Source organism: Rhizobacter sp. LjRoot28 (assembly GCF_964253025.1).
Classification (GTDB): domain Bacteria; phylum Pseudomonadota; class Gammaproteobacteria; order Burkholderiales; family Burkholderiaceae_C; genus Rhizobacter.
Map to the genome: position 1 here is coordinate 3,977,350 of NZ_CAXUQC020000001.1, position 22,622 is coordinate 3,999,971.

The following is a 22,622-nucleotide window of genomic DNA, read 5'->3' on the forward strand; positions in this document are numbered from 1 at the left end:
GGGGCGGCATTGGGGGCTCTGCTCGACGCCCCCGGCATGCCGCCGCCTCACATTGGACCGCCCCCGAGGGGCAGCCGCTACTTCGCGGTCTTGCTGGCGATCTCGTCCAGCATGATCTGGTTGAGGATGCGGGCGCCGAGCTGAAGGTCTTCGATCGGCGCGCCTTCGTCCAGGCCGTGGTAGTTGATCGGTGGGCCGAACGACACGGTGAAGAGCGGGCCGGCCGCGACCAGATTGACCTGGCCCTTCGCGTCGGTGCCCCCGCCAATGGCCGCCAACGGCATCGGCGAGCCCACCGCCCGCTCGTATGCGCCACTGATCCGTTGGAACAACGGGCTCTGCGGGTCGCGCACATCCGGTGCGGCCGCGTTCGCCGTCGCCACCGTGACGGCGTCACCCGGACTGACTTGCTGGAAGCGGGATACCAGTTGGCCAAAGACATCGGGGAAGATGCTGGTGCCGGGCAACAGCCCCTCGGTCTTGCCGTCCCATGCAACGGCGTGATGGCCGAGGGCGTAGCGGATGTCGATCCCGAGCGTGACGGCCTGCGGGCCGGTGGTGACGCGCGTCAGCGCGTAGCTGGTCCCGTTGCCCTGCTGGAAGACCTGGTCGTGGCGTTCGAGAAGGTCGGGATGCTTCTCGCCGAAGACTGTCGTGCCCCAGCCCCAGGTCATGAACTGCAGCATCCGTCCGACCCCGTTCGGAACGAAGGTGCCGTCGTCCACCTTGTGGGCAAGGAAGTTGGCGAGCGAGATGACCGGGTTCGCCCCGCTCGCGCGGTTCTGTTCGGGCACCGACCCGTGTTGCGCACCGAGCACCTTCGTTGTCAGGATCACCACCTTGCCGTCGCGCGTGACCTCCAGCGGCGCGCGCCGGTATTGCGGGTCGTCGAAGCCGTGTTGCTGGTAGAGCTGGGCAACGCCCGCCGCCAGTGCGTCGAGGGCGGCGACATCGCTGCCGTTGATGCGCGCAGTCACCGTGTCCGGGATCTGGTTGGTCGCTCCCGGGCCGCTGTTGAAGGCCTCGATGTAGAGGCCGCTGCTCGGCACCGGGCCCAGCGGAACGGAGAAGACCGGCCGCTCGATGCCCTTCTCCGCGCGCACCGTCCAGACCGCGTCGAACACGAGGCCGAAGTCGGGCGCACCGACCTCCTCGAAGTAGTACGCGGTCGAGACGTCGGTCTCCTCGGAGGTGTCGAAGATCAGTTCAATCGTCATCCCGTCGAGTGCGTTGGTGCCGTCGTAGAGCTTCGCCAGCGACCGCATGACGATCATGCCGAGGATGCCAGGGCCCTTGTCATCCACCGCCCCTCGGCCCACCAGGAAGGGCTGGGGCTTGCCGCGGTAGTCGCGGGTCTCGACACGCGGCTCGAACGGCCGCCAGTCGGCATTGCCCGGTGGCACCGTGTCGAGGTGTGCCAGGATCGCAATGCGCTTCGGGCCGTTGCCCAGCCGGAACCCGAACACCCATTGCGTCTGAGTCGGCCCTGCCCGGCGCCACTCGAACGGCTCGAGCTTCAGCGTGCGCTGCTCGCGGTTGAACTCCTCCGCCAGCCCCAGCAGGTAGTCGCGCGCGCTCGCCATGTTCTCGACCATCCGCTGCTCGCTCTGCGGATCGTCCGAGCGGTAGGTCTGCAGCTTGACGAGCTCGCTGGCCTCGGGAACGAATCGCTCCGCGAGCATCCGTTCCAGGTACGGGCGGTTGTCATCGCCGTCCGAACTGCCGCAGCCGGCCAACAAGACAAGGGCCGCGACAGCCAATCGAGCGTGATGCACAAGGTCGCGTTTCATGCAGCTGAGCATTGACACAGTTACCTCCGCCGTTTGATTTCGGGGAGATGATTGTGGAGGTTTCGGGGACCGCGGTCGAGGCCAATCGATCATTGGTCCACACCGCCGCCTCCGCCTGTCCAGGATGCGCTCTTCTCGCGGTGATGCGACGGCCTGCACCGGTTCCGCGTGCTGCTCGGCTGCCGCAGCCGGGCGCGCCGATGCAGCGCGGCAGACCGCGCGCCCTAGGCGCGCAGCATGTCGATGTGCGGAATGCCGTCCTCGACGTATTCGTCCGAACATGCGACGAAACCGAAGCGGCCGTAGAAGCGCTGGAGGTGGCTCTGCGCACCGATGCGAATGGCCTGCGGCCCGAAGCTGCGTTCACAAGCCTCGATGCTGCGGGCCACGAGCAGCCCTCCGGCACCGATCGATCGGTAGCGAGGTGCGGTGACGACGCGACCGATGCTCGCCTCGTCGAACGACACACCGGGCGCAAGCACCCGCGCGTAGGCGACCAGGTGATCGCCGTCCATGGCCCACACGTGATGGGCCCGGGCGTCCTTGCCGTCGACGTCGCCGTAGACGCACTGCTGTTCGACGACGAAGACCTCCGAGCGGAGGCGCAGGATCGCATACAGCGTGGCGGCGTCGAGTTCGTCGAACCGCTGGTGGTGCCAGATCAGGTCCGGGGCGGCATGGCGCGAAGAAGTCATGGTCGGTCGGGGGCCGGGGAGGAAGGGACGAGACGGCAAGACGGTCGCTGGCGCTGCGCGGCGATGCACGAATCGGGGGCGGGTCGAGGGACGCTTGCGCAGGTCACCGGATCGGGGCGGCCTGGAGAAACAATCGTCGGCGTGGCTGAATGGCCACGGGCACCGCGACCCGGCCTCAAGGGGGCAAGCTGGCGACGAGGCGGTCGAGGGCGGTGACGACCGCGGTCTGGTCCCGCTCGTGCGCGGTCCAGTCCTGCGCCGCGCGGCGTGCGTGACGCTCGGCCTTCTCGGCCTCGCCCAGTTCGGTGAACACGCGGGCCAGTCGGCTGTGCGCCGCGGCCCGGTCGTCGAGGTCGCTCTCCTGGTCGACCACCTGCGAGGCCGCCGTGGCGTCCTGCATGGCACGGCGCGGTTCCCCCAGCTGCAGGCGACAGCAGGCCATGTCGGCGCGAAGGCTTGCCTGCATGCGCGCCAGGCCCTGAACCATGGCGTGGGACATGTGCTGCTCGTACAGCACCAGGGCGTCGGCCGGCCGGCCTTGCAGCGAGAGAATCTGGGCGCGCAGGATGGGCACGAGCGCATCCAGTGACGCCGTGCCCACCAGCACATCGAAGTTGCCGGTGGACTCCGCGCCCATCAGCACCTGCGGGGCGACGGCGGCCTCGCCGGGCGCGCGGGTCAGCACCTGCTGGCGGGCATGGTTGGCGTGCAGCCAGGCCATGTTGTGCATCAGCGCGCTGAGCGTGGCTTCGTCGCCATCGGCATTGCCGTGCTGCCGCACCTGCCCATACCAAGGTTGCGCCAGGTCGAAGCGCCCCCCGAAGTGATAGGCCTGGGCAATGACCAGGCTGGCACGCGATCTCGTGCCGTGATCCGTCGGAGACGACAGCGTGAGCGCCTCGCCGACATGGCGAACCATCGCCTCGAAGTCGTACTGGGTGTAGTCCATGTGGGCCAACCAGGCGGCGGCCAGCGCATGGAGCTTCATGTCGCGCGCAGCGCCGCTCAGCGCGTAGGCGCGGCGCATGCGGTCATGGGCCGCGGGGGCCAGGTCGCTGAAGTGGCTCAGCAGTCCTTCACCCAGGCTGAGCCATGCGCTCATCACCGCGTGTGGATGGGCGGCGTACTGCATGTGCAGGGACGACAGCACCTGGCGCGCTTCGTCGAGGTGGCCCTGACGGGCCAGGAAACCGGCGCGTTCGGCGCGCAGGCAGTCGGCCTTCAGCGGATGCTTCGCCGCGGCGATCTCCGCGTCAAGCCGGCTGAGCAGGCGCGAGGACATGGCTCAGGCCGTCAGGCGTTGCAGCGCTTCGCGGTACTTGGCCGCCGTGTTGGCGACCACCTCGGCCGGCAGCGAGGGCGCGGGCGCCTTCTTGTTCCAGGGCTGGCCGTTCACCTGGGCCTGCTCGAGCCAGTCGCGCACGAACTGCTTGTCGTAGCTGGGCGGGTTGCGTCCGGCCGCGAACGCGGCCTCGTAGCCCTCGACCGGCCAGAAGCGCGAGGAGTCGGGCGTGAGCACCTCGTCCATCAGGGTAAGCGTGCCATCGGCATCGAGGCCGAACTCGAACTTGGTGTCGGCGATGATGATGCCCTTGGCCAGGGCGATCTCGGCCGCGGCCTTGTAGAGGCGGATGGAGACATCGCGAACCTGGTTGGCGAGGTCGGCGCCGATGATCTCGACCATGCGGTCGATGGAGATGTTCTCGTCGTGATCGCCGATCTCCGCCTTCGTGGCTGGCGTGAAGATGGGCTCCGGCAACCGGCTTGCGTTCCTCAGACCGGCCGGCAGCTTCACGCCGCAGACCTGTTGCGCCGCCTGGTACTCCGCCCAGCCGCTGCCTGCAAGGTAACCGCGAACAACCGCCTCGACCGGCAGCGGCTTGAGCCGCTTGACCAGCATGGAACGGCCTTCGACCTGTGCCCGTTCGTCGGCCGTCACCACCGACACCGGCTCTTCACCGGTGAGGTGGTTCGGCACGATGCCGCCGAGCCGATCGAACCAGAAGAGCGCCATCTGCGTGAGCAGCGCGCCCTTGCCCGGGATGGGCTCGCCCATGACGACGTCGAAGGCACTGAGGCGATCGGTCGCGACCATGAGCAACCGGTCGTCACCGACCGCATAGTTGTCACGCACCTTGCCCTTGGCCAGCAGGGGCAGGGAGCGAATGGTCGATTGGAGCAGTGCGGCAGTCATGACCCGAGGCTTCAGATACAAGGAGTAAGGACCGCATTCTAAGGCGCAGGGCCACGCACTTCGATGGCAATGGCACGGCGAGGAACGGCGTTTGCTCGCCTGCGGCGGCCGCGACTCAAGGTGACTCGCCAACTCTCCGCACCGCAACGCCATGGCTTCCGACGAACCGATGAACCGTCCCGCGCCCGGACCTTGCGTCTGGACGGTGGGTCACTCGACCCTGAGTGCCGACGACTTCATCGGCGGCCTGACGGCGCATGACATCGAACTGGTCGTCGACGTGCGCCGCTTTCGCGGCTCGCGGCGCCATCCGCAGTTCGGCGAAGAGGTGCTGGGGCGAAGCCTCCGTGAGGCCGGCATCGAGTACGTCGGGATCGATGCCCTCGGCGGCCGGCGACGTGTGCCGCCGGGCGACTTGCATTCAGGGTGGCGCAACACCTCGTTCCGTTCCTATGCGGCCTTCACCTGGACGGAAGAGTTCGCGGAAGGGCTGGCGCAGCTGCTGGACCTGGCATCGGGCCTGCGCACCGCGATGATGTGCTCGGAGGTCCTCTGGTGGCGCTGCCACCGGGCCCTCATCTCGGACGTGCTGTGCGTGCTGGGCCATGAGGTCCGCCACATCGCGGGGCCGGGCCGAACCACATTGCATCCCTACACCAGCCCGGCACGGCTGCTCGACGGGGAACTGGCTTACCCGAGCGAGGGTGGCACGCCGCTGCAGCACCGGCTGGATCGCCCTTCGAAAGCGGGCGCCTGCTGCCAACCGGTGCTTTGAGGACCGTTCGGCTGTCGCTTGGAGCGGCCTGAGGAATTGGCTCGGCGACGCTTCGCCTGATATCGGGACGTGCGATGGCGCAGCGAGGGACGGTGTCTTGGCGGCACGGCCGCGCCGGGTCTCGGCCCGGCAGCCGAAGCACTTTCTTGTTGCGACAAGAAAGTGCTCAAAGAAACGCCTGAACACCAGCTTCAGCTTATTCGTATCGTTGGTAATGTGAAGGTCTTACGCGCGGTGAACGCCGAGGACTTGAACACGCCAGGACGTCTCTCCCCGCCTGCTTGATCAGAAGCTCTCGTGTTCGAGCGCTCGATCACCAACACCACCCCGCGCCGCGCCTTCGGCCCTCAAGGCCGTCGTGCGCCGAAGCGCCCCTCAAGCCACCCGCTAGCCCGGGTTTCCCAGGCTAGCGGGGCCCCGCTTGTGAGGCAGGAACTAGAGGCACGTGGGGCCGTCGATCAGACCACCTGCTGTGCGAGCTCGCCAGTGGCGTACTTCTCGGCGACCTGCACCAGCGTCAGCGGCTTGATCTTGGCGGCCTGGCCTTCGCAGTTGAACTCGACATAGCGCTGGCGGCAGATCGCCTTGGCGGCTTCGCGGGCGGGCTTGAGGTATTCGCGCGGGTCGAACTTCTCGGGATTCTCGGCGAAGAAGCGGCGGATGGCGGCGGTCATGGCCAGGCGCACGTCGGTGTCGATGTTGATCTTGCGAACGCCGAACTTGATGGCTTCCTGGATCTCGCTGACCGGCACGCCGTAGGTTTCCTTCATGTTGCCGCCGAACTCGCGAATCACGGCGAGCAGGTCTTGCGGGACGCTGGAGGAGCCGTGCATCACCAGGTGGGTGTTGGGAATGCGGGCGTGGATTTCCTTGATGCGGTTGATGGCCAGGATGTCGCCCGTGGGCTTGCGGGTGAACTTGTAGGCGCCGTGGCTGGTGCCGATGGCGATGGCCAGCGCGTCGAGCTGGGTGCGCTTGACGAAGTCGGCGGCCTGCTCGGGGTCGGTCAGGAGCTGGTCCATCGTCATGGTGGCATCCGTGCCGTGGCCATCTTCCTTGTCGCCCTTCATGGTCTCGAGCGAGCCGAGGCAGCCGAGTTCGCCTTCGACCGTGACGCCGAGCTTGTGGGCCATGTCGACGACGCGGCGGGTCACGTCGACGTTGTAGTCGTAGCTGGCGATGGTCTTGCCGTCGGCCTGCAGCGACCCGTCCATCATGACCGAGCTGAAGCCGAGGTCGATGGCGCCCTTGCAGACGTCGGGGTTCTGGCCGTGGTCCTGGTGCATGACCAGGGGAATGTGGGGGTAGCTCTCCACCGCGGCCTGGATCAGGTGCTTGATGAAGGGCTCGCCGGCGTACTTGCGGGCACCGGCGCTCGCCTGAAGGATGACGGGAGCGCCGACTTCATCGGCGGCCGACATCACGGCCTGCACTTGCTCGAGGTTGTTGACGTTGAAAGCCGGGATGCCGTAGCCGTGTTCAGCGGCGTGGTCCAGCAGTTGGCGCATGGAAACGAGAGGCATGGTGGTCGTCCAGAGAGTTAGAAACCTTGCGGTGCGCCCCCGGGGCGCACGACGAGCCGCTGGCTCTGCCCGAGGCAGGAACCGCGCCGTAATGTGGAGATTTTAACGGCCTGTGCGGTGAAAACCCGGAGACAGGGCCGCTCGATCGGGGGGAAGCGCGGCCAGGCGGGTCAGATCAGGCCGGCCAAAGGCGTGCTTTTCCGCTCGATGCCGGCCGGCCGAAGACTCGACACTGGAGCGGCCTTTACTGGAAGACGCCCTGCCATGGCCCGCATCGACATCCATTCCCTTTGCCTCTGGATCACTGCCGCCGCCGTGGCCCATCCCTCCGACCTGGCGGCCCACGTGGTGGAGCGCACCGGGCTGTCCCGCGCCAGTGCCAACAAGGCGCTGGCCCGGCTGGTCGCGTTGAACTGGCTGGTGCGCGAAGGCACCCCGCGCAAGCCGGTGCACCGCCCCGGATTGCTGCGCCAGGTCGTGCAGCAATACAGCCTGGACGGCCTGCAGGAAGACGTGCCCTGGGCGCGTGACTTCGCACCGTACATCACCGTCGCGCCCCATGTGCTGCAGATGACACAGCACGCGTTCGTCGAACTGCTGAACAACGCGATCGACCACAGCGAGGGCACCAGTGTCACGGTGTCATTGCGCCAGACGCCGAGCCACATCCAGCTGCTGGTCTCCGACGACGGCCGCGGCCTCTTCGACAAGATCGAGGCGGCCTTCGACATCGCCGACCCGACGCTGGCCATGTTCGAGTTGAGCAAGGGCAAGCTCACCAGCGCGGCCAAGCGACACACCGGGCGTGGCCTCTTCTTCACGTCGCGCCTGGCCGATGTCTTCGACCTGCATGCGAACCAGGTGGCGTTCCAGCAACGCGACTGGGACGGCGCCGGCTGGCGTCCGGGCCGCGCGCTGCAGCGCCGCGGCACCTCGATCTATGCCTCGATCGCCCTGGACACGGAGCGCACCCTCGAATCCGTGCTCAACCGCTGGAGCCTGGATGGTCAAGGCTTCGGTTTCGAGCGCACGGTGGTCCCGGTGCGGCTCATGACCTCCGAGCACGTCGGGCTCGAGTCGCGCGCCCAGGCACGGCGGGTGGCCTCGCGCCTCTCGGCCTTCAAGCGCGCCGAGATCGACTTCGACGGCGTGGCCCGCATCGGGCACGGCTTCGCCGACGAGCTGTTCCGCGTGCAGACGGGCGAGCAACCGACGCTCGACCTCCTGCCGATCAACATGACGCCGGCCGTCGCCGCGATGGTGCGCAGCGTCCGCGAGTGAGACCCGGCCCGGTGGTCAACCAATACCGCACTGCAACATGGGGCTGTCACAGGTGCTGACGTGATCCGGCGCGGGTGGCTTCTATAGTGACGCCAGTTGATTGAACATCGCCTGGGGGCCCGTGACGGGCCCGCCTGCGTTTCGCGTGCCCGCCTCCGCTTCTGACGCGCACGTCCGCACGGCCCGGGCGCTTCCCTTTTCCTTCGCACCAGAACAGGAGCCGGCCATGTCTCGCCGCCAACCGCCCTCGATCGCAGCGGCCCTCGGGCTCGCCGTGTCATTCGCCGCAACGCCGCTCGCGCACGGCCAGGCCACTCCGATCGTGACGGTCCCCGAGACGAAGCTGGCCCCGGGCGAGGTGCCGGCCATCGCCAAGGACGTGATCTGGCGCTTCGCCGCCAGCCTGGGCGGCACGAAGACCACCGGCAACAGCGACTCGAGCACCCTCAACGTGCAGGGCGAGGCGCTTCGCATCACCGACACCAGCAAGCTGAACCTCGCGGTGCGCGGCCTCTACGCCGAGTCGAACGACGCTCGCACGGGCGCGAACATCGCGCTCAGCAGCCAGTACGACCAGGACTTCTCGCGCGATTGGTTCGGCTTCGGCAAGGTGGACCTGCTGCGCGACCATCCGGCGAACATCCACCTCCGGCAGTCGGAGTACGCCGGTATCGGCTACCACGTGTTCCGCACGTCCGAGCACAGCTGGGACATCTCGGGCGGCTTCGGCTACACCGAAGACCAGTATGTGCGCCCCACGCAGGTGGCCGGCGCCTTGCGCGAGGAATACGGCCGCGTCGAAGCGGTGATCAGCGAGGCGTCCACCCACAAGCTGACCGACACCACCTCGCTGCGCCAGAAGATCGGCGTCTTCCCGAACCTGAAGAACAGCGGCGAATACCGGGTGGTGTTCGATGCGGGGCTGTCGGTCGCCATCAACTCGTCCCTGAGCCTCACGGCCGGTGTCACCTACCGGCACGACAGCGATCCTGGCACCGGCATCAAGAAGGGCGACGCGCTCTACGTGACCGGCATCGGGGTGAAGTGGGACTGATGCGGCAACGGCCTCCCGGCGCGAGCGCCTGAGGCCGCTTGCGGCCGGGCCGCTGCGCTGACGCGGGGCGGCCGATGCCGCACGGGTTCAGCCGCCGACGCGCCCGACCTTCAGCATGTTCGTGCCGCCGGGATAGCCCATGGGTTCGCCGCAGGTGATGGCATAGGTGTCACCCGGCTTGAGAATCCCTTGCTCGACGAGCATCGATTCGGCGTGGCGCAGGGCCTCGTCGCGGTCGGTGAAGTTGGGCATCAGCACGGGTGTGACGTTGCGGTACAGCGCCATGCGGCGCTGGCTCGGCACCTGCGTGGTGAGGCCGTAGATGGGCACGTGGATCTTGTGACGGCTCATCCAGAGCGAGGTGGAACCGGATTCGGTCAGGGCCAGGATGGCCTTGCAGCCCAGGTGATACGCGGTGAACAGCGCACCCATGGCGATCGACTGGTCAATGCGGCCGAACTTCTTGTTGGTGAAGCTTGCATCGAGGGAGATCTCCTCGGCACTCTCGGCCTCCACACAGACGGCGGCCATCATCTCGACCGTCTCCACCGGGTACTTGCCGGCTGCCGTCTCCGCGCTGAGCATCACGGCATCGGTGCCGTCGAGCACGGCGTTGGCGACGTCGCTCACCTCGGCACGGGTCGGCACCGGGTTCACGATCATGGATTCCATCATCTGCGTGGCGGTGATCACGACGCGGTCCATCTCGCGGGCCATCTTGATCATGCGCTTCTGAAGCGCCGGGACAGCGGCTGCGCCGACCTCGACGGCCAGGTCGCCGCGGGCCACCATGATGCCGTCGCTGGCGCGCAGGATGGCTTCCAGCGCCGGAATGGCCTCGGTGCGTTCGATCTTGGCGATCAGGGCCGGCTTGTGGCGCCAGGGTTCGCCCGCCACGTTGGCCAGCTGGCGCGCCATTTCCATGTCGGTTGCGCTCTTGGGAAAGCTGATGGCGAGGTACTGGCACTGGAAGCTCATCGCCGTCTTGATGTCTTCCATGTCCTTCGCGGTGAGCGCCGGTGCCGTCAGGCCGCCGCCGGCCTTGTTGATGCCCTTGTTGTTGGACAGCTCGCCGCCGATGACAACGCGGGTGTGGACCTCCTCGCCCACCACCTTCTCGACGGTCAGCCGGAGCAGGCCGTCGTTGAGCAGCAGCGTGTCACCGGGCCGCACGTCGCGTGGCAGTTCCTTGTAGTCGAGCCCCACCCGCTCGTTGTGGCCGAGCTCCTTCATGGTGGCATCGAGGATGAAGGCCTGGCCCGGCTCCAGCTGCGTCTTGCCGCCTTCGAACTTGCCCACGCGGATCTTCGGGCCCTGCAGGTCGGCCATGATGGCGACCTCCTTGCCGGCCGCGCGCGCCACCTCGCGCACGAGCGTCGCGCGGTCGATGTGGTCCTGTGCGGATCCGTGGGAGAAGTTGAGCCGAACGACGTCGACGCCGGCGCGGATCATGCGCTCGAGGACCTCGCGCGAACTGGAGGCAGGGCCGAGGGTGGCGACGATCTTGGTGGCGCGAGGCATCAAACGGTTCTCCGGAAGGGATGACGGTGAAGGTTAGCGCGGGCAGGATCCGCCGCCCGGCTCGGGAAAACAACCGGGGAAGCGGGATGGGCTTCCCCGGGGAGGTTCAGGAACAGGCCACTCGCACCGCTCAGCCGGCCGCGCGCTTCTGCAGGATCTCGAAGGCGGGCAGCGTCTTGCCTTCGAGGATCTCCAGGAAGGCACCGCCGCCGGTCGAGATGTAGCCGACGTCCTTCTCGATGCCGTACTTGGCGATGGCCGCCAGGGTGTCGCCACCACCGGCGATGCTGAAGGCGCTGGACGCGGCGATGGCACGGGCCAGCGTCTCGGTGCCATGCGAGAAGGCATCGAACTCGAACACGCCGACGGGGCCGTTCCAGACGATCGTGCCGGCGGCCTTGAGCTGATCGGCCAGCTGCGCGGCCGTCTTGGGGCCGATGTCGAGGATCAGGTCATCGGCAGCCACGTCGGCGACGGCCTTGACGGTGGCCGGTGCATCGGCCGCGAAAGCCTTGGCCGTGACCACGTCGACCGGGATGGGAACAGCCGCGCCGCGCGCCTTCATGGCTTCGATGACGGCCTTGGCCTCGGTAACGAGGTCCGGCTCGGCCAGCGACTTGCCGATCGGCAGGCCCGATGCCAGCAGGAAGGTGTTGGCGATGCCGCCGCCGACGATCAGGCCGTCGACCTTCTCGGCCAGGGCCTTGAGGATGGTGAGCTTGGTGCTGACCTTGCTGCCGGCCACGATGGCGATCAGCGGGCGCTTCGGATTGGCCAGGGCCTTGGTGATGGCGTCGATCTCGGCCGCCAGCAGCGGGCCGGCACAGGCCACGGGGGCGAACTGCGCGATGCCGTAGGTCGAGGCCTCGGCGCGGTGGGCGGTGCCGAAGGCGTCGTGCACGAAGATGTCGCACAGGGCAGCGAGCTTGCGCGACAGTTCGTCATTGTTCTTCTTCTCGCCCTTGTTCACCCGGACGTTCTCGAGCAGCACGACCTGGCCGGGCTTGACGTCGACGCCGTCCACCCAGTTGGCGATCACCGGCACCTCGCGGCCCAGCAGCTCGCCGAGGCGGCGGGCCACCGGGGTCAGCGAATCCTCCGGCTTGAACTCGCCCTCGGTCGGGCGGCCCAGGTGGGAGGTGACCATCACGGCTGCACCCGCCTTCAGGGCGAGTTCGATGCAGGGCACCGACGCCCGCACCCGGGTGTCCTCGGTGATGCGGCCTGCGTCGTCGAGCGGCACGTTCAGGTCGGCGCGGATGAACACGCGCTTGCCCTGGGCCTGGCCCTTGGCGACGAGATCTTCAAAGCGGATGACGTTCATGGGTAGCAAAGGAAGAGTGGTGAAAGCCGGTGGGAGGCCGCCCGCGGGTGCCCCTCGCATTGCCCGCTATTGGACAACAAAGCGGGGCTCAACGGCGAACCACTTCCCGCACGATGGGGTCACCACCCCAACAGCAGCTTCAACGGCACGAGAACGGCCATGCCGGTGAGGATGGTGCCGAGCAGCGTGCGGCGCCACAGGAACCAGGCGGTTGCCGCGGCCACGGCGTACAGGCGAGCGTCGGCCCAGGTGCCGATGAGCTGACCCTGGGTCATCACCACCTCGGGCACCAGCACGGCCGCCAGTGCGGCGAGCGGTGCATAGCGCAGGCCGCGCTTGAGCCAGCCGGGCAAGGTGGGCTCCCGTTCGGACAGCAGAAAGAAGCTGCGCGTCAGCACGGTGATGGCGGTCAGGCCGGCGAGGGCGACGAGGGTCTGCCACGTGTTCATCGCGGGCTCTCCGTGCGGGCGGCGCGATCCATCAGCAGGCCGACGCAGACCCCGGCGGCGATGGCCACGACGATGTGCAGCCGCAGTGGGAGCGAGAACGCGGCCACGGCCGCCGTGCCGGCCACGGTCGCGGAGACCACGGTCGAGCGGTCGGACATGAGCGAATAGCCGAGGCCGAGCAGCGCCAGCACCCCGGCGAAGCCCAGTCCCCAACTGGTCGGCACGGCGTGCGCGAGAAAGATGCCGGCGATGGAGGGCACCTGCCAGCTCAGCCAGTTGGTGCCGGCGTTTCCGACGAAATAGGCCACGGCCGGATCGCGGTCCCCTGGCACCGGATAGCGCTTGATGAAGAGCACGTAGGTCAGGTCGCCGGTCAGGTAGCCAACGAACACGCGCCAGCGCAGCGGCAGGTGCTTGAAGTAGGGCCGCAGCTGGGCGCTGAAGATGACGAAGCGGAGGTTCACGCACAGGGCCGTGGCCCAGATCACCCACACCGGCGCACCGACCACGATCAGAGGCAGGGTGGCCAGCTGGGCGCTGCCGGCATAGACGGTGAGGCTCATGAGCAAGGCCAGCGGCACGCTCAGTCCCCCCTTGACCATGGCGACGCCGGTCACCAATCCCCAGGCGGCGACGCCGAGGCTGACCTGGGCCATGTCACGGGCGCCCAGGCGGAATTGCGGGTGGGCCGCAAGGGCACGGAAAGACTGCATGGGCGAGATTTTGCGCGAGGCCGGCGCGCCGCGCCGGTGCGCGGTCACTGGGCGGCGTCGGGTCCGCCGGAGGGGCGCGCGGGCTTGCGCTCGGCGTCGGCGGACTCGGCCGCTGCCTGTGACTCCGACTCGCCCTCGGGCGCCACGTCGCGGCGGCCCCCGACGGGCGGCGTGACGCTCGGCGCCACGGTGTCGATCTTGTTCTCGCGCATGTAGTCGTTCATGTCGCGCCAGCCGGCGAACACGGCAGCCCGGTCGGCCTTCTTGTTCAGGGCGTAGCAGTCTTCGATGGCGCGTCCAGCGTGCCGGCAGGCGCCGCCAATGGCACGGCCGTCGGCTTCGCGGGCCGCCGCGATCTTCTCGGGCGAGTCGCCCAGCAGATCACACCCCGACACGGCGAGGGCAGTCAAGGCGGCGACAAGGGCTGTGAGGGACCGGCGGAGCATGCGGCAGGAGGGTAGTGATGCAGGAGATATCGGTCAATCGGCCCGAGCCTTGAGACCCGGGCGCCCTCGCCGCCCCGCGTCAGCGCATGGCAAGCAGGCGGGCCACGCGTTCCTCGGTCGAGGGATGGGTGGAAAACAGCCCGCGCAGGCCGCCGCCGGACAGCGGGTTGGAAATCATCATCTGCGCGGTCTCCGGGTGCCGCTCCGCGGCCGCCATGGGCATGCCCTGGGCGTAGCGCTGGATCTTCTGGAGCGCGCTTGCCAAGGCCTCCGGGTCGCCCGAGATCTCGGCGCCACCACGGTCGGCCTCGAACTCCCGGGCCCGGCTGATGGCCATCTGGATGACGCTGGCCGCCAGCGGTGCCAGCAGCATGACGACGATGCCGACGATCGGGTTGTGGCTGCGGCCTTCGCTGTCGCGCCCGCCGAAGAACATCGCGAAGTTGGCGAGCATGGAGATGGCGCCGGCCATGGTGGCACTGATGGTGCTGATGAGGATGTCCCGGTGGCGCACGTGGGCAAGCTCGTGGGCCATGACGCCACGCAGCTCGCGGTCGGTCAGCACGCGCAGGATGCCCGTCGTGGCGGCCACCGCGGCGTTCTGCGGGTTGCGCCCGGTGGCGAAGGCGTTGGGCGCCGCCTCGTCGATCAGGTAGACACGCGGCATGGGCAGCTGCGCGCGCTGGGCCAGGTCGCGCACCATGCGGTAGAACTGGGGAGCGGACGTCTCGTCGACTTCCTGCGCGTTGTACATCTTCAGCACCAGCTTGTCGGAGAACCAGTAGCTGAAGAAATTCATCCCGATCGCCACGAGCAGCGCCACCATCATGCCGCTGCGGCCACCGATGAGCGAACCGAGCGCCATGAACAGCGCGGTGATCGCGGCCATCAGCACGGCGGTCTTCAGGATATTGAACATGGTCGGGTTGAACCTCGGTGGTGGGTGACAGCTCCTCAGATGCGCGCGGAGCCGACAAGTTCAAGCGCTGCGCATCAGGGGGTTCGGCCGGCGAACGAGTGCCCCTGGAGCGGGCCGACGGCCTGCAGGAACTGCCGTGCCGGGATGCGCTTGCCGCCCGGCCGCTGCACCTCGGTGACGCACAGTGCCCCTTCGCCACAGGCCACCGTGAAGGTGTCCGCGTCGCTGGACAGCACGGTGCCGGGCGCGCCCTCGCCGGCCACGGCTTGCGCGGCCCAGATCTTGATCGGCTCGCCGGCCCACTGGCCGGACGCACCCGGAAAGGGATCGAAGGCGCGGATGCGTCGCTCGATTGCCGGCGCGGGCTCTCGCCAGTCGATCTCGGCCTCGGCCTTGTCGATCTTGTGGGCGTAGGTGACGCCCTCGACGGGTTGAACGATGCGCCGCAATTCGGGCAGGCGCGCGAGCGCGTCGACGATGGCCTCGCCCCCGAGCGCGGCCAGCCGGTCATGCAGGCGGGCCGTTCGATCGTCGGGAGTGATGGCTTCAGGCCGAACGAGCAGCATGTCGCCCGTGTCCAGGCCCGCGTCCATCTGCATGATCGTGATGCCGGTCTGCGTGTCGCCCGCCTCGATCGCGCGATGGATGGGGGCCGCGCCCCGCCAGCGCGGCAGCAGTGAAGCATGGATGTTCAGGCAGCCGAGCGGCGGCAGGTCGAGCACCCACTGCGGCAGGATGAGGCCGTAGGCCGCCACGACCATCACGTCGGCCTGCGCTGCGCGCAGCCGCTCCCGCGCGGCCGCCGCCTCATCGGGGTACTTGCCATCGAGCCGGAGGCTGCGCGGCTGCGCCACCTCGATGCCATGCGCGAGGGCTGCGGCCTTGACCGGTGACGGATGCAGCTTCATGCCGCGCCCGGCCGGGCGGTCGGGCTGGGTCAGCACCAGGGGCACGCGATGGCCGGCGGCGAGCAAAGCCTCCAGGGCGACGGCGGCGAACTCGGGCGTTCCGGCGAAGACGACGTTCATGCCGGTTCAGGGACGCTGGTCGTCACGGGCCTTCTTGAGCAGCTTGGTCTTGATGCGGTCGCGCTTCAAGGCGCTGAGGTACTCGACGAAGACCTTGCCCATGAGGTGATCCATCTCGTGCTGCACGCAGATGGCCAGCAGGCCGTCGGCTTCGAACTCGTACGGCTGGCCGTCGCGGCCGAGGGCCCTGACCGTCACGCGGGCGTGGCGCTTGACCTTGTCATAGATGGCGGGCACCGAGAGGCAGCCTTCGTCGGCGAAGGTCATCTCCTCGCTGCGGGCAACGAGTTCCGGGTTGATGAGCACCCGGGGGTCGTCCCGCCCTTCCGAGGTGTCGATGACGATCAGGCGCTCGTGCACGTCCACCTGAGTGGCGGCGAGGCCGACGCCGTCGGCCTGGTACATCACCTCCAGCATGTCGTCGGCCAGCTGCCGGATGCGGTCGTCGACGACCTCCACCGGCTTGGCGACGGTGTGAAGCCGGGGATCGGGATAGCGGAGGATGGAAAGCTTGGCCATGAGAAAAACGACGAACGGAGGGTAAAACGCGACGGGCGGCTGCCACGAATGGCCTGTGGACACGACACAACAAGCGGCCTGGAAAGGGGGCCGTTCGGAGTGGTATCAGCTGGTCACTTTCGTTGCGATATCAAGGGTTTATGGGCAGAATCTGTGAAACTGAATGAAGATTTTCGCCGAACTGGGGAAGCCCTGCGCGCAGCGGGCTCGGCGGGCCTTACATTTCAGCCATTGTGCTGCCTGCGCGACCGGAGACCCACCTTCATGATCCGAAGCAAACGAATTGCCATGTTCCATCCTCGCGCTACCGCAGTGGCCGTCCTCCTTGCCCTCGGCGCCGGCGCCGCGATGGCTGAACCGGGCAACTACCCGATCACGCCGCAGCAGCGCAGCACCGCCCAGAAGGTCGCCCAGGAAGGCGTTCCGCTCTCCGAGCTGTCGCCCAATGCGCCCGATTCCCACACCGTCAAGCGCGGTGACACCCTCTGGGACATCTCCAAGCTCTTCCTGACCAGCCCGTGGCGCTGGCCCGAGCTGTGGGGCATGAACCTCGACCAGATCCGCAACCCGCACCTGATCTACCCCGGCCAGATCCTGGTCCTCGACAAGTCGAACGGCCGCGCCCGCCTGCGCGTCGGCGACCCGGTGGGCGCCGACGGCCGGCTGTCGCCCCGCGTGCGTCCGGGCGAGCTGAACAACGGCATCCCGGCGATCGACCTGGCCCAGATCGAGCCCTTCCTGAACGAAGCCGTCATCTTCGAGACCAACGAACTCGAACGTGCGCCGCGCATCGTCGCCACCCAGGAAAACCGGGTGCTGGTCACCCGCGGTGACAGCGCCTACGTGCGCGGCGACCTCCGTGGCGAGCGCAACTTCCGCGTCTTCCGCGAGCCGGCCGTGGCCCTGAAAGACCCGACCACCCAGGAAATCCTGGGCTACGAAGGCTTCTATCTCGGCACCGCCGAACTCGTGCGCCGCGGTGACGAGCCGGGCTCGTTGGTCCCTGGCACGGCCAAGGGCCGCGACGAAATCGTTCCCGACTCGTTCCGCATCGCCACGGTCCGCCAGGAAATCCGCTCGGGCGACCGCCTGGCGCCGATGCCCCGCACCGAGTACATGAACCATGTGCCGCGTGCGCCCCAGTCGCCCATCAGCGGCCAGATCGCCTCCGTCTACGGCGAGGCCTTGAACGCCGGCCAGAACCAGATCGTCGCGTTGAACCGCGGTGCACGCGACGGCATGGAGCCCGGCCACGTGCTGGCCCTGTGGCGCGATGGCCGCCGCATCATCGACAAGACCGACCCCAAGGCCCCGACGATCAAACTGCCTGACGAGCGGCACGGCATGCTCTATGTGTTCCGCGTGTTCAACCGCATGTCGTACGCGCTCATCCTCAACGTGAACGAGCCCGTTTCCGCGGGCGACCGCTTCTCGCAGCCCTGAGGCCCCGCGGCCTCGCGCACCACACCAGGTCCTCGCCCACATGGCCACGGACCTCGGTGAACTGCCCGCGTGGTTGCGCCTCGCGCACACGCCCGGTCTCGGCCGGCGTGCTGCAAGGGCGCTGCTGAAGTCCTTCGGCAGCGCCGCAGCCGTGCTCGATGCTCCCCGCGAGGCCCTCCGCCACATCGCCGGCGACGCCGCATGCCAGGCGCTGGTTTCCAGCGGCCGTCATGCGACGCTCGTGGACGCAACCCTCGCCTGGCTCGCCGCCGCGCCATCGCTCGGCGTGGATCGCCGCGTCATTCCGCTCGGTGACCCGGCCTATCCGACCCCTTTGCTGCATGCGCCCGATCCGCCACTGCTGCTGCATGTGGAGGGCAACGCCGCCTTGCTCTGCCGCCCGTCGGTGGCCGTGGTGGGCAGCCGCAAAGCCAGCGCCCAGGGTCTCGCGAACGCCGAGGCGCTGTCGCGCGACCTGGCGGCGGCCGGCCTGACCGTTGTGTCCGGGCTGGCGCTCGGCATCGACGGTGCCGCGCACCAGGGTGCCCTCGGCCACCCGGCCAGCACGGTGGCCGTGGTGGGCACCGGGCTCGACATCGACTACCCGCGCCGTCACGCCGCGCTGGCGGCCGACATCCGAGCCCGCGGGGCGATCGTCAGCGAGCATCCGCTTGGCACGACGCCCTTGCCGGCCCACTTTCCCCAGCGCAACCGCATCATCGCCGGCCTGTCACAAGGCACCTTGGTGATCGAGGCTGCGCTGGCGTCCGGCTCGCTCATCACCGCGCGTCTGGCCGCCGACATGGGCCGGGAGGTCTGGGCCTTGCCCGGCTCCATTCATGCAGCCGGTGCGCGCGGGTGTCACGCCCTCATCAAAAACGGCGCGAAACTGGTGGAGTCGGTGGCCGACGTGCTGGAAGAGCTGCCGTCCGTTGCGCCGGCCGAGTGCCACGCCGCCACGCCGCCCGGCCGGGGCCGCGTGCCCGCCGCGCCGTCGCTGCCCGACGCGCTGCTCGACGCGATCGGGCACGATCCGGCCGATCTGGACACCCTGGCCGCCCGCACCGGCCAGGCCGCGCCGGCCCTGCTTGCACGCCTGTTCGAGCTCGAGCTCGGCGGCCACATCGAGCGCCTGCCCGGTGAGCGCTATCAGCGCCTGGTCCGGGCTTGAGAGGCGCCAGACGGCCCGTACCGTGCGGCAGCCGGACCGCATTCCCGCAAGCACCGACCACCTTCGGCACTGCTTGGCAAACGGGGTCCACAGTGGCCTGACCAAGCCCGGCCATGGGGTATAGTGGTTTCATGTTTGACGTGCTTGTGTACCTGTACGAAAACTACTGGCGTCCCGACGCCTGCCCGGACCATGCCCAGCTGACCCGCAAGTTGTCGGCGATGGGTTTCGAGTCCGAGGAAATCGAGGAAGCGCTGACCTGGCTCGACGGTTTGGCGAGCGCGAGCGAGTCCTACTCGGGCGAGCAGCGCGCCGACAGCCTGCGCGTCTACACGCCCAGCGAGCAGGAGCACCTGGGCGAGCACTGCATCGGCTTCATCAGCTTCCTCGAATCTGCTGGCGTGCTGCCACCGCCCATGCGCGAGATGGTGGTCGACCGCGCCACCGCCATTCCGGGCGGGCCAGTCGATCTGGAAGACCTGAAGATCATCGTCCTGATGGTGTTCTGGAGCCTTGGCGAAGAGCCCGACGCGCTCATCCTCGACGAACTCTTCGTCGAAGAGGCCGATCGCCTGATCCATTGATTCGCCGCGTCGGCCGGCCGGCCGGCGTTGGTAGCGGACCGACCCGTCCGGTCCGTCGTGGCTTCTTCGTCATCGCCATCCTCACCGGCAGATGGCCGAGCGCCTGGTGCGGGAGGGGCTCACCGCCCGCGCGAGCCTGGAGTTTGCCCGCCAGCACGCGCCGCTCAAGGTCCGTCGCTTGCGGTGATTCGAGCGTCAGTCAGCCACGCCCGGGCAACTCATAGTGAAGTTCGGCGAAACCTTCCCCCACCTGGCGCACGGAGCGCAGGCGCATCGATGGTGAGGAGATGCGGCGTGGCAGCAAGGGACGGCCGGCCCCGAGGGTGACCGATCCAACCTGGACGATCAACTCGTCCAGCAGGCCCGCATCATGGAACTGGCCGGCCAGTTCACCCCCGCCCACGACCCACAGGTTGCGGCCCTTGGCCGCCTCCGCCATGGCGGCATGTACCGGCCGCACGTCACCCCGGACGAAGCGGATGTCGGCGCCAGGTACGGCAGGCAGGTCGCGGTGGGTGAAGACCCAGGTCGGCTGGGCGTAGGGCCACCGTCCGCCGGCCGCCTCCGACTCGCCCAGGCCGTGCCGGAGCATCCACTCGTAGGTGGATGCACCCATGGCGAGCGCGCCCACGTTGGCGATGAACGCGGGATAGCTGGTGTCATTGATGTCGCCGAGCGGGAACAGCCACTCGAGGGAGTGGTCCTCCGTGGCGATGAACCCGTCGAGGCTGGTGGCGGTGTAGTACTGCGTGCGCATCGGTGACGTACCCGGTCGTTGGGGCTGCCAGTATGCGCGCCTCGGCGACGTCCACCTTGCCCTCCACCGAAGCCCGCAGGACCGCAAAGGCGTCTGACAAGCCGTCCACCCTGCGCAGGCGTGACGGACGGCGCCCGCCGAGGCGCCGGGCGACGCTCAGTTCAGCAGTCGGGACGGATCGACGTCGAGCTTGGCCAACGCGCTGCGGGTGGCGCGCACGGTGAGGGATTCATCCTGTGCCGGCACCAGCAGCCCTGCCTGCAGGAAGGCGGCCAGACGGTGCTGCTGGAACAGGACACCGCGGCCGTGCGGTGACACGAACAAGGTGAGCTGGCGGCGCATCCCTTGCCAGGCCAGCTGCACGACCTCGTTGCGGCCACGGTAGTCGAGCATGTACCAGCCGCCGACCTGCAGTTCGCGGGCCCAGGCCAGCATCGCGGGGGTGGGCATTGAACCGCCCTCGCCCACCACCTCGAGTTCGGACGACTCGTGGCCGGAGAGGTCGAGCACCAGGGATTCGTCGATCTCGACTTCGTCCGAGTCGGGCAGCAGTTCCTCGAGCGTCTCGAGCTTGACCATCAGCTGCTCGAGGCGCTCGCGCGGGATGGCCGCCGTCTTGGCGGTGAAGGCGGCTGCCAGTGAGTTGTTCAGGCGCTGGATGTGCTCGTCCTGCTTCTCGGCGCTGAGGCCGGCGTGGTCCATGCCCTCGCGCAGGGTCTTGAGCAGCAGCGGCAGCCGGCGGATCACCTCCGCCCGCTCCTCCCGCGACACCTTCGCGCTGGCCGACCAGATCAGGTCCGCGGCCACGCGTTTCATGGTCTTCACCTCGGCGCTCTGCGCACCGTACTTCACCGACGACATGGCCATCACGTCCGCCCAGACGTGGAACAGGAACTCGCGCACCCCCTCCTGTACTGGCACCTCGTTGAGCATCTTGCGCAGCTCGATGGTGTACTGGATGGCGAGCGTCTCCCGAAGCTCGACCTGCTGGGCGAGCGAGACGCCACGCCGGGTGGCCTCGTTCTCGTTCTTGAAGTAGTGCTCGAGGAATTTCTCGAACTCGGTCAGCACCGTCTGGAACACGCGGCGGCCGGTGTCGGGATAGGCCTCGACCACCTGCACCACGCGCTTGATCTCCTTCTCGAGCGCATCGCCCACGGCGCGGCTCGTGGAGTCGAAGCCCATGACGCAGGCGCCCATGCGGTCGATGAGGCGGCGCGCCGGGTGATCGACCGTGGCGAAGAAGTCCGGTTCGCTGACGGCGACCCGCAGCACGGGCATCTGCAGGCGAGCGAACCAGACCCGCACGGTGGCCGGGATGCGCTCCTCGGTCAGGATGCTCTGGAACAGCAGGGCGACGATCTCGATCGTGGCGCGTTCGACCGGCGAGGTGGCGGCGGCCTTCAGGGCCTGCTTCCGCTGCTGGAGTTCGTCCATCAGCGCCGGCGTGCTGACGGCCTCGCCGCCGCTGGCGCCGAGCCGGCGCTGGATGCCTTGCTGCGCCTCGGTGATGGCGTACTTCAGGTCGGCGGACGGCGGCTGCATCGGCGCCGTGCCGGCAAATTCAGGCAGTTGGCGGCCGATCAGGCGGTTGAGGCGGCCCAGCACGGCCTCGGCGTGGTCGGAGCCGCGGGCAAAGCCGCCTGCCCGGGTCATCATCCGGGTTTCCTCGCCCACGTTGCTGCGCGCAAAGCCGCTGTTGGGGGAGACCGCCGCTGCCGCACCGCCACCCATGGCGCCGCCCACGGCGGCGCGCGTGCGCCGGATGAAGGGCCGCAGGTCGATCTCGGGCAGCACACGCTGCTGGATCAGCCAGCGGTTGGTCTCGTGGTAGGCCTCTTCGGCAAAATGGGCGAATTCCTCGTGGAGCACCGCCTGCAGCACGCGCCAGGCTTCCTGGCTCATGGGGGCCGCGCGCCAGGTGGTGGTGACGATGCGCGCCAGCACGTGCGGGCGCAGCACATCATGCGTGTCGAGCTCGTCGCGGCGCTCGAGGGACGACATGCGCGAACGCAGGTCGGTGAACTCCCACGAGGCGCGGTCCATCATGGCCAGCGCCAGGCGTGAGCTGAGTATTTCGACCTCGATGGTGTCGTCGTCGACCAGGGACATGCCACCCGAGCCGCCCGACGGGGACAGATCGCCCGGCCGGGACACCGCGACCATGCCGCTGTTGAGCGCGCCCCGCAGCGACGTGACCATGCCGTTGATCCAGGCGGGGGCCGCCTTGCGCAGGTCGAGCGCGATGTCGCGGCGCTTGTACTGCAGACCGTGTTCGGCCGACTGGAGGGCCAGCAGGCGGGCGCCTTCCTCGACGGCATGGACCACGGCCGGCACGCCGCTCAGCAGGCGCTCGACATAGGAGCGCCTTGCCTGGGCGGCCAGGGCCAACGAATCGGCAGTGGTCGCCATGGAGGGTGGTTGGTACGTTGAGTC

Annotated in this window: 21 protein-coding genes; 6 read left to right on the forward strand and 15 right to left on the reverse strand. The window is 68.4% G+C overall.

Annotation, left to right across the window (positions count from 1 at the left end; genetic code table 11):
* Positions 1-77: 77 nt before the first annotated feature.
* From ACSQ2F_RS18130 to ACSQ2F_RS18145, 4 genes are all read right to left on the reverse strand, one after another.
* Entirely contained in the window at positions 78-1,790 is a 1,713-nt protein-coding gene (locus ACSQ2F_RS18130; protein WP_436025365.1) for a M20/M25/M40 family metallo-hydrolase, read from the reverse strand.
* A 224-nt stretch (positions 1,791-2,014) separates the two neighbouring features.
* Positions 2,015-2,485 (reverse strand): GNAT family N-acetyltransferase, encoded by a 471-nt coding sequence (locus ACSQ2F_RS18135; RefSeq protein WP_436025367.1) that lies wholly within the window; start codon positions 2,483-2,485, stop codon positions 2,015-2,017.
* A 175-nt stretch (positions 2,486-2,660) separates the two neighbouring features.
* The gene (locus ACSQ2F_RS18140; protein ID WP_436025369.1) at positions 2,661-3,767 is read right to left on the reverse strand and encodes a hypothetical protein; all 1,107 of its coding nucleotides are present in this window, start codon (positions 3,765-3,767) and stop codon (positions 2,661-2,663) included.
* 3 nt (positions 3,768-3,770) lie between these two features.
* Positions 3,771-4,679, reverse strand: coding sequence for a phosphoribosylaminoimidazolesuccinocarboxamide synthase (locus tag ACSQ2F_RS18145; RefSeq protein WP_436025372.1), 909 nt, complete (start codon positions 4,677-4,679; stop codon positions 3,771-3,773).
* Positions 4,680-4,830: 151 nt separating this feature from the next.
* Here ACSQ2F_RS18145 and ACSQ2F_RS18150 point away from each other — a divergent pair, with 151 nt between their 5' ends.
* A complete protein-coding gene (locus ACSQ2F_RS18150) occupies positions 4,831-5,454 on the forward strand; it encodes a DUF488 domain-containing protein (RefSeq protein ID WP_436025374.1) in 624 nt (207 codons plus the stop codon).
* A 458-nt stretch (positions 5,455-5,912) separates the two neighbouring features.
* Here the strand turns inward: ACSQ2F_RS18150 and fba are convergent, their stop codons facing one another.
* The gene (fba, locus tag ACSQ2F_RS18155; protein WP_436025376.1) at positions 5,913-6,977 is read right to left on the reverse strand and encodes a class II fructose-bisphosphate aldolase; all 1,065 of its coding nucleotides are present in this window, start codon (positions 6,975-6,977) and stop codon (positions 5,913-5,915) included.
* A 264-nt stretch (positions 6,978-7,241) separates the two neighbouring features.
* On the opposite strand from fba, the gene ACSQ2F_RS18160 reads away from it, so the two are divergent.
* Positions 7,242-8,258 carry an ATP-binding protein gene (locus ACSQ2F_RS18160; protein ID WP_436025378.1) on the forward strand — a complete coding sequence of 339 codons (1,017 nt, stop codon included), beginning with the start codon at positions 7,242-7,244 and terminating at the stop codon, positions 8,256-8,258.
* 226 nt (positions 8,259-8,484) lie between these two features.
* On the forward strand, positions 8,485-9,312 hold the full coding sequence (locus ACSQ2F_RS18165; protein ID WP_436025380.1) for a DUF481 domain-containing protein: 828 nt from the start codon (positions 8,485-8,487) through the stop codon (positions 9,310-9,312).
* An 87-nt stretch (positions 9,313-9,399) separates the two neighbouring features.
* Here ACSQ2F_RS18165 and pyk read toward each other — a convergent pair whose 3' ends face one another.
* The 8 genes from pyk to def all read right to left on the reverse strand — a co-directional run bounded on the left by pyk (position 9,400) and on the right by def (position 16,231).
* On the reverse strand, positions 9,400-10,833 hold the full coding sequence (pyk, locus tag ACSQ2F_RS18170; RefSeq protein WP_436025382.1) for a pyruvate kinase: 1,434 nt from the start codon (positions 10,831-10,833) through the stop codon (positions 9,400-9,402).
* 130 nt (positions 10,834-10,963) lie between these two features.
* Entirely contained in the window at positions 10,964-12,157 is a 1,194-nt protein-coding gene (locus ACSQ2F_RS18175; protein WP_436025384.1) for a phosphoglycerate kinase, read from the reverse strand.
* Positions 12,158-12,276: 119 nt separating this feature from the next.
* Complete coding sequence (locus ACSQ2F_RS18180) at positions 12,277-12,606, reverse strand: AzlD domain-containing protein (RefSeq protein WP_436025386.1); 330 nt, start codon at positions 12,604-12,606, stop codon at positions 12,277-12,279.
* A complete protein-coding gene (locus tag ACSQ2F_RS18185; RefSeq protein ID WP_436025388.1) occupies positions 12,603-13,319 on the reverse strand; it encodes an AzlC family ABC transporter permease in 717 nt (238 codons plus the stop codon). The genes ACSQ2F_RS18180 and ACSQ2F_RS18185 overlap by 4 nt, the downstream gene beginning before the upstream one ends.
* Positions 13,320-13,363: 44 nt before the next feature.
* Positions 13,364-13,729, reverse strand: a complete 366-nt coding sequence (locus tag ACSQ2F_RS18190; RefSeq protein ID WP_436025390.1) for a hypothetical protein — start codon at positions 13,727-13,729, stop codon at positions 13,364-13,366.
* 115 nt (positions 13,730-13,844) lie between these two features.
* Complete coding sequence (gene htpX / locus ACSQ2F_RS18195) at positions 13,845-14,684, reverse strand: zinc metalloprotease HtpX (RefSeq protein ID WP_436025392.1); 840 nt, start codon at positions 14,682-14,684, stop codon at positions 13,845-13,847.
* Between the two features lie 74 nt (positions 14,685-14,758).
* On the reverse strand, positions 14,759-15,712 hold the full coding sequence (gene fmt / locus ACSQ2F_RS18200; protein ID WP_436025394.1) for a methionyl-tRNA formyltransferase: 954 nt from the start codon (positions 15,710-15,712) through the stop codon (positions 14,759-14,761).
* Positions 15,713-15,718: 6 nt separating this feature from the next.
* Complete coding sequence (gene def, locus ACSQ2F_RS18205) at positions 15,719-16,231, reverse strand: peptide deformylase (protein ID WP_436025396.1); 513 nt, start codon at positions 16,229-16,231, stop codon at positions 15,719-15,721.
* A 288-nt stretch (positions 16,232-16,519) separates the two neighbouring features.
* Here def and ACSQ2F_RS18210 point away from each other — a divergent pair, with 288 nt between their 5' ends.
* From ACSQ2F_RS18210 to ACSQ2F_RS18220, 3 genes are all read left to right on the forward strand, one after another.
* Positions 16,520-17,674, forward strand: a complete 1,155-nt coding sequence (locus tag ACSQ2F_RS18210; RefSeq protein WP_436025398.1) for a LysM peptidoglycan-binding domain-containing protein — start codon at positions 16,520-16,522, stop codon at positions 17,672-17,674.
* A gap of 40 nt (positions 17,675-17,714) precedes the next feature.
* The gene (gene dprA / locus ACSQ2F_RS18215) at positions 17,715-18,845 is read left to right on the forward strand and encodes a DNA-processing protein DprA (RefSeq protein ID WP_436025400.1); all 1,131 of its coding nucleotides are present in this window, start codon (positions 17,715-17,717) and stop codon (positions 18,843-18,845) included.
* A gap of 131 nt (positions 18,846-18,976) precedes the next feature.
* Complete coding sequence (locus ACSQ2F_RS18220; RefSeq protein WP_436025402.1) at positions 18,977-19,429, forward strand: DUF494 family protein; 453 nt, start codon at positions 18,977-18,979, stop codon at positions 19,427-19,429.
* 199 nt (positions 19,430-19,628) lie between these two features.
* Here ACSQ2F_RS18220 and ACSQ2F_RS18225 read toward each other — a convergent pair whose 3' ends face one another.
* The gene (locus ACSQ2F_RS18225) at positions 19,629-20,186 is read right to left on the reverse strand and encodes a dihydrofolate reductase family protein (protein ID WP_436025404.1); all 558 of its coding nucleotides are present in this window, start codon (positions 20,184-20,186) and stop codon (positions 19,629-19,631) included.
* Positions 20,187-20,342: 156 nt separating this feature from the next.
* The gene (locus ACSQ2F_RS18230) at positions 20,343-22,598 is read right to left on the reverse strand and encodes a DUF1631 family protein (RefSeq protein WP_436025406.1); all 2,256 of its coding nucleotides are present in this window, start codon (positions 22,596-22,598) and stop codon (positions 20,343-20,345) included.
* Positions 22,599-22,622 lie beyond the last annotated feature (24 nt).

What these genes read in the sequence shown, in the direction of transcription:
- fba (WP_436025376.1), bottom strand. Translation starts at nt 6,977, where the DNA reads ATGCCTCTCGTTTCCATGCGCCAACTGCTGGACCACGCCGCTGAACAC.
- ACSQ2F_RS18225 (WP_436025404.1), bottom strand. Translation starts at nt 20,186, where the DNA reads ATGCGCACGCAGTACTACACCGCCACCAGCCTCGACGGGTTCATCGCC.
- ACSQ2F_RS18230 (WP_436025406.1), bottom strand. Translation starts at nt 22,598, where the DNA reads ATGGCGACCACTGCCGATTCGTTGGCCCTGGCCGCCCAGGCAAGGCGC.
- fmt (WP_436025394.1), bottom strand. Translation starts at nt 15,712, where the DNA reads ATGAACGTCGTCTTCGCCGGAACGCCCGAGTTCGCCGCCGTCGCCCTG.
- pyk (WP_436025382.1), bottom strand. Translation starts at nt 10,833, where the DNA reads ATGCCTCGCGCCACCAAGATCGTCGCCACCCTCGGCCCTGCCTCCAGT.
- ACSQ2F_RS18140 (WP_436025369.1), bottom strand. Translation starts at nt 3,767, where the DNA reads ATGTCCTCGCGCCTGCTCAGCCGGCTTGACGCGGAGATCGCCGCGGCG.
- ACSQ2F_RS18185 (WP_436025388.1), bottom strand. Translation starts at nt 13,319, where the DNA reads ATGCAGTCTTTCCGTGCCCTTGCGGCCCACCCGCAATTCCGCCTGGGC.
- ACSQ2F_RS18180 (WP_436025386.1), bottom strand. Translation starts at nt 12,606, where the DNA reads ATGAACACGTGGCAGACCCTCGTCGCCCTCGCCGGCCTGACCGCCATC.
- ACSQ2F_RS18210 (WP_436025398.1), top strand. Translation starts at nt 16,520, where the DNA reads ATGTTCCATCCTCGCGCTACCGCAGTGGCCGTCCTCCTTGCCCTCGGC.
- dprA (WP_436025400.1), top strand. Translation starts at nt 17,715, where the DNA reads ATGGCCACGGACCTCGGTGAACTGCCCGCGTGGTTGCGCCTCGCGCAC.
- def (WP_436025396.1), bottom strand. Translation starts at nt 16,231, where the DNA reads ATGGCCAAGCTTTCCATCCTCCGCTATCCCGATCCCCGGCTTCACACC.
- ACSQ2F_RS18175 (WP_436025384.1), bottom strand. Translation starts at nt 12,157, where the DNA reads ATGAACGTCATCCGCTTTGAAGATCTCGTCGCCAAGGGCCAGGCCCAG.
- ACSQ2F_RS18165 (WP_436025380.1), top strand. Translation starts at nt 8,485, where the DNA reads ATGTCTCGCCGCCAACCGCCCTCGATCGCAGCGGCCCTCGGGCTCGCC.
- ACSQ2F_RS18135 (WP_436025367.1), bottom strand. Translation starts at nt 2,485, where the DNA reads ATGACTTCTTCGCGCCATGCCGCCCCGGACCTGATCTGGCACCACCAG.
- htpX (WP_436025392.1), bottom strand. Translation starts at nt 14,684, where the DNA reads ATGTTCAATATCCTGAAGACCGCCGTGCTGATGGCCGCGATCACCGCG.
- ACSQ2F_RS18145 (WP_436025372.1), bottom strand. Translation starts at nt 4,679, where the DNA reads ATGACTGCCGCACTGCTCCAATCGACCATTCGCTCCCTGCCCCTGCTG.
- ACSQ2F_RS18130 (WP_436025365.1), bottom strand. Translation starts at nt 1,790, where the DNA reads ATGAAACGCGACCTTGTGCATCACGCTCGATTGGCTGTCGCGGCCCTT.
- ACSQ2F_RS18160 (WP_436025378.1), top strand. Translation starts at nt 7,242, where the DNA reads ATGGCCCGCATCGACATCCATTCCCTTTGCCTCTGGATCACTGCCGCC.
- ACSQ2F_RS18150 (WP_436025374.1), top strand. Translation starts at nt 4,831, where the DNA reads ATGGCTTCCGACGAACCGATGAACCGTCCCGCGCCCGGACCTTGCGTC.
- ACSQ2F_RS18220 (WP_436025402.1), top strand. Translation starts at nt 18,977, where the DNA reads ATGTTTGACGTGCTTGTGTACCTGTACGAAAACTACTGGCGTCCCGAC.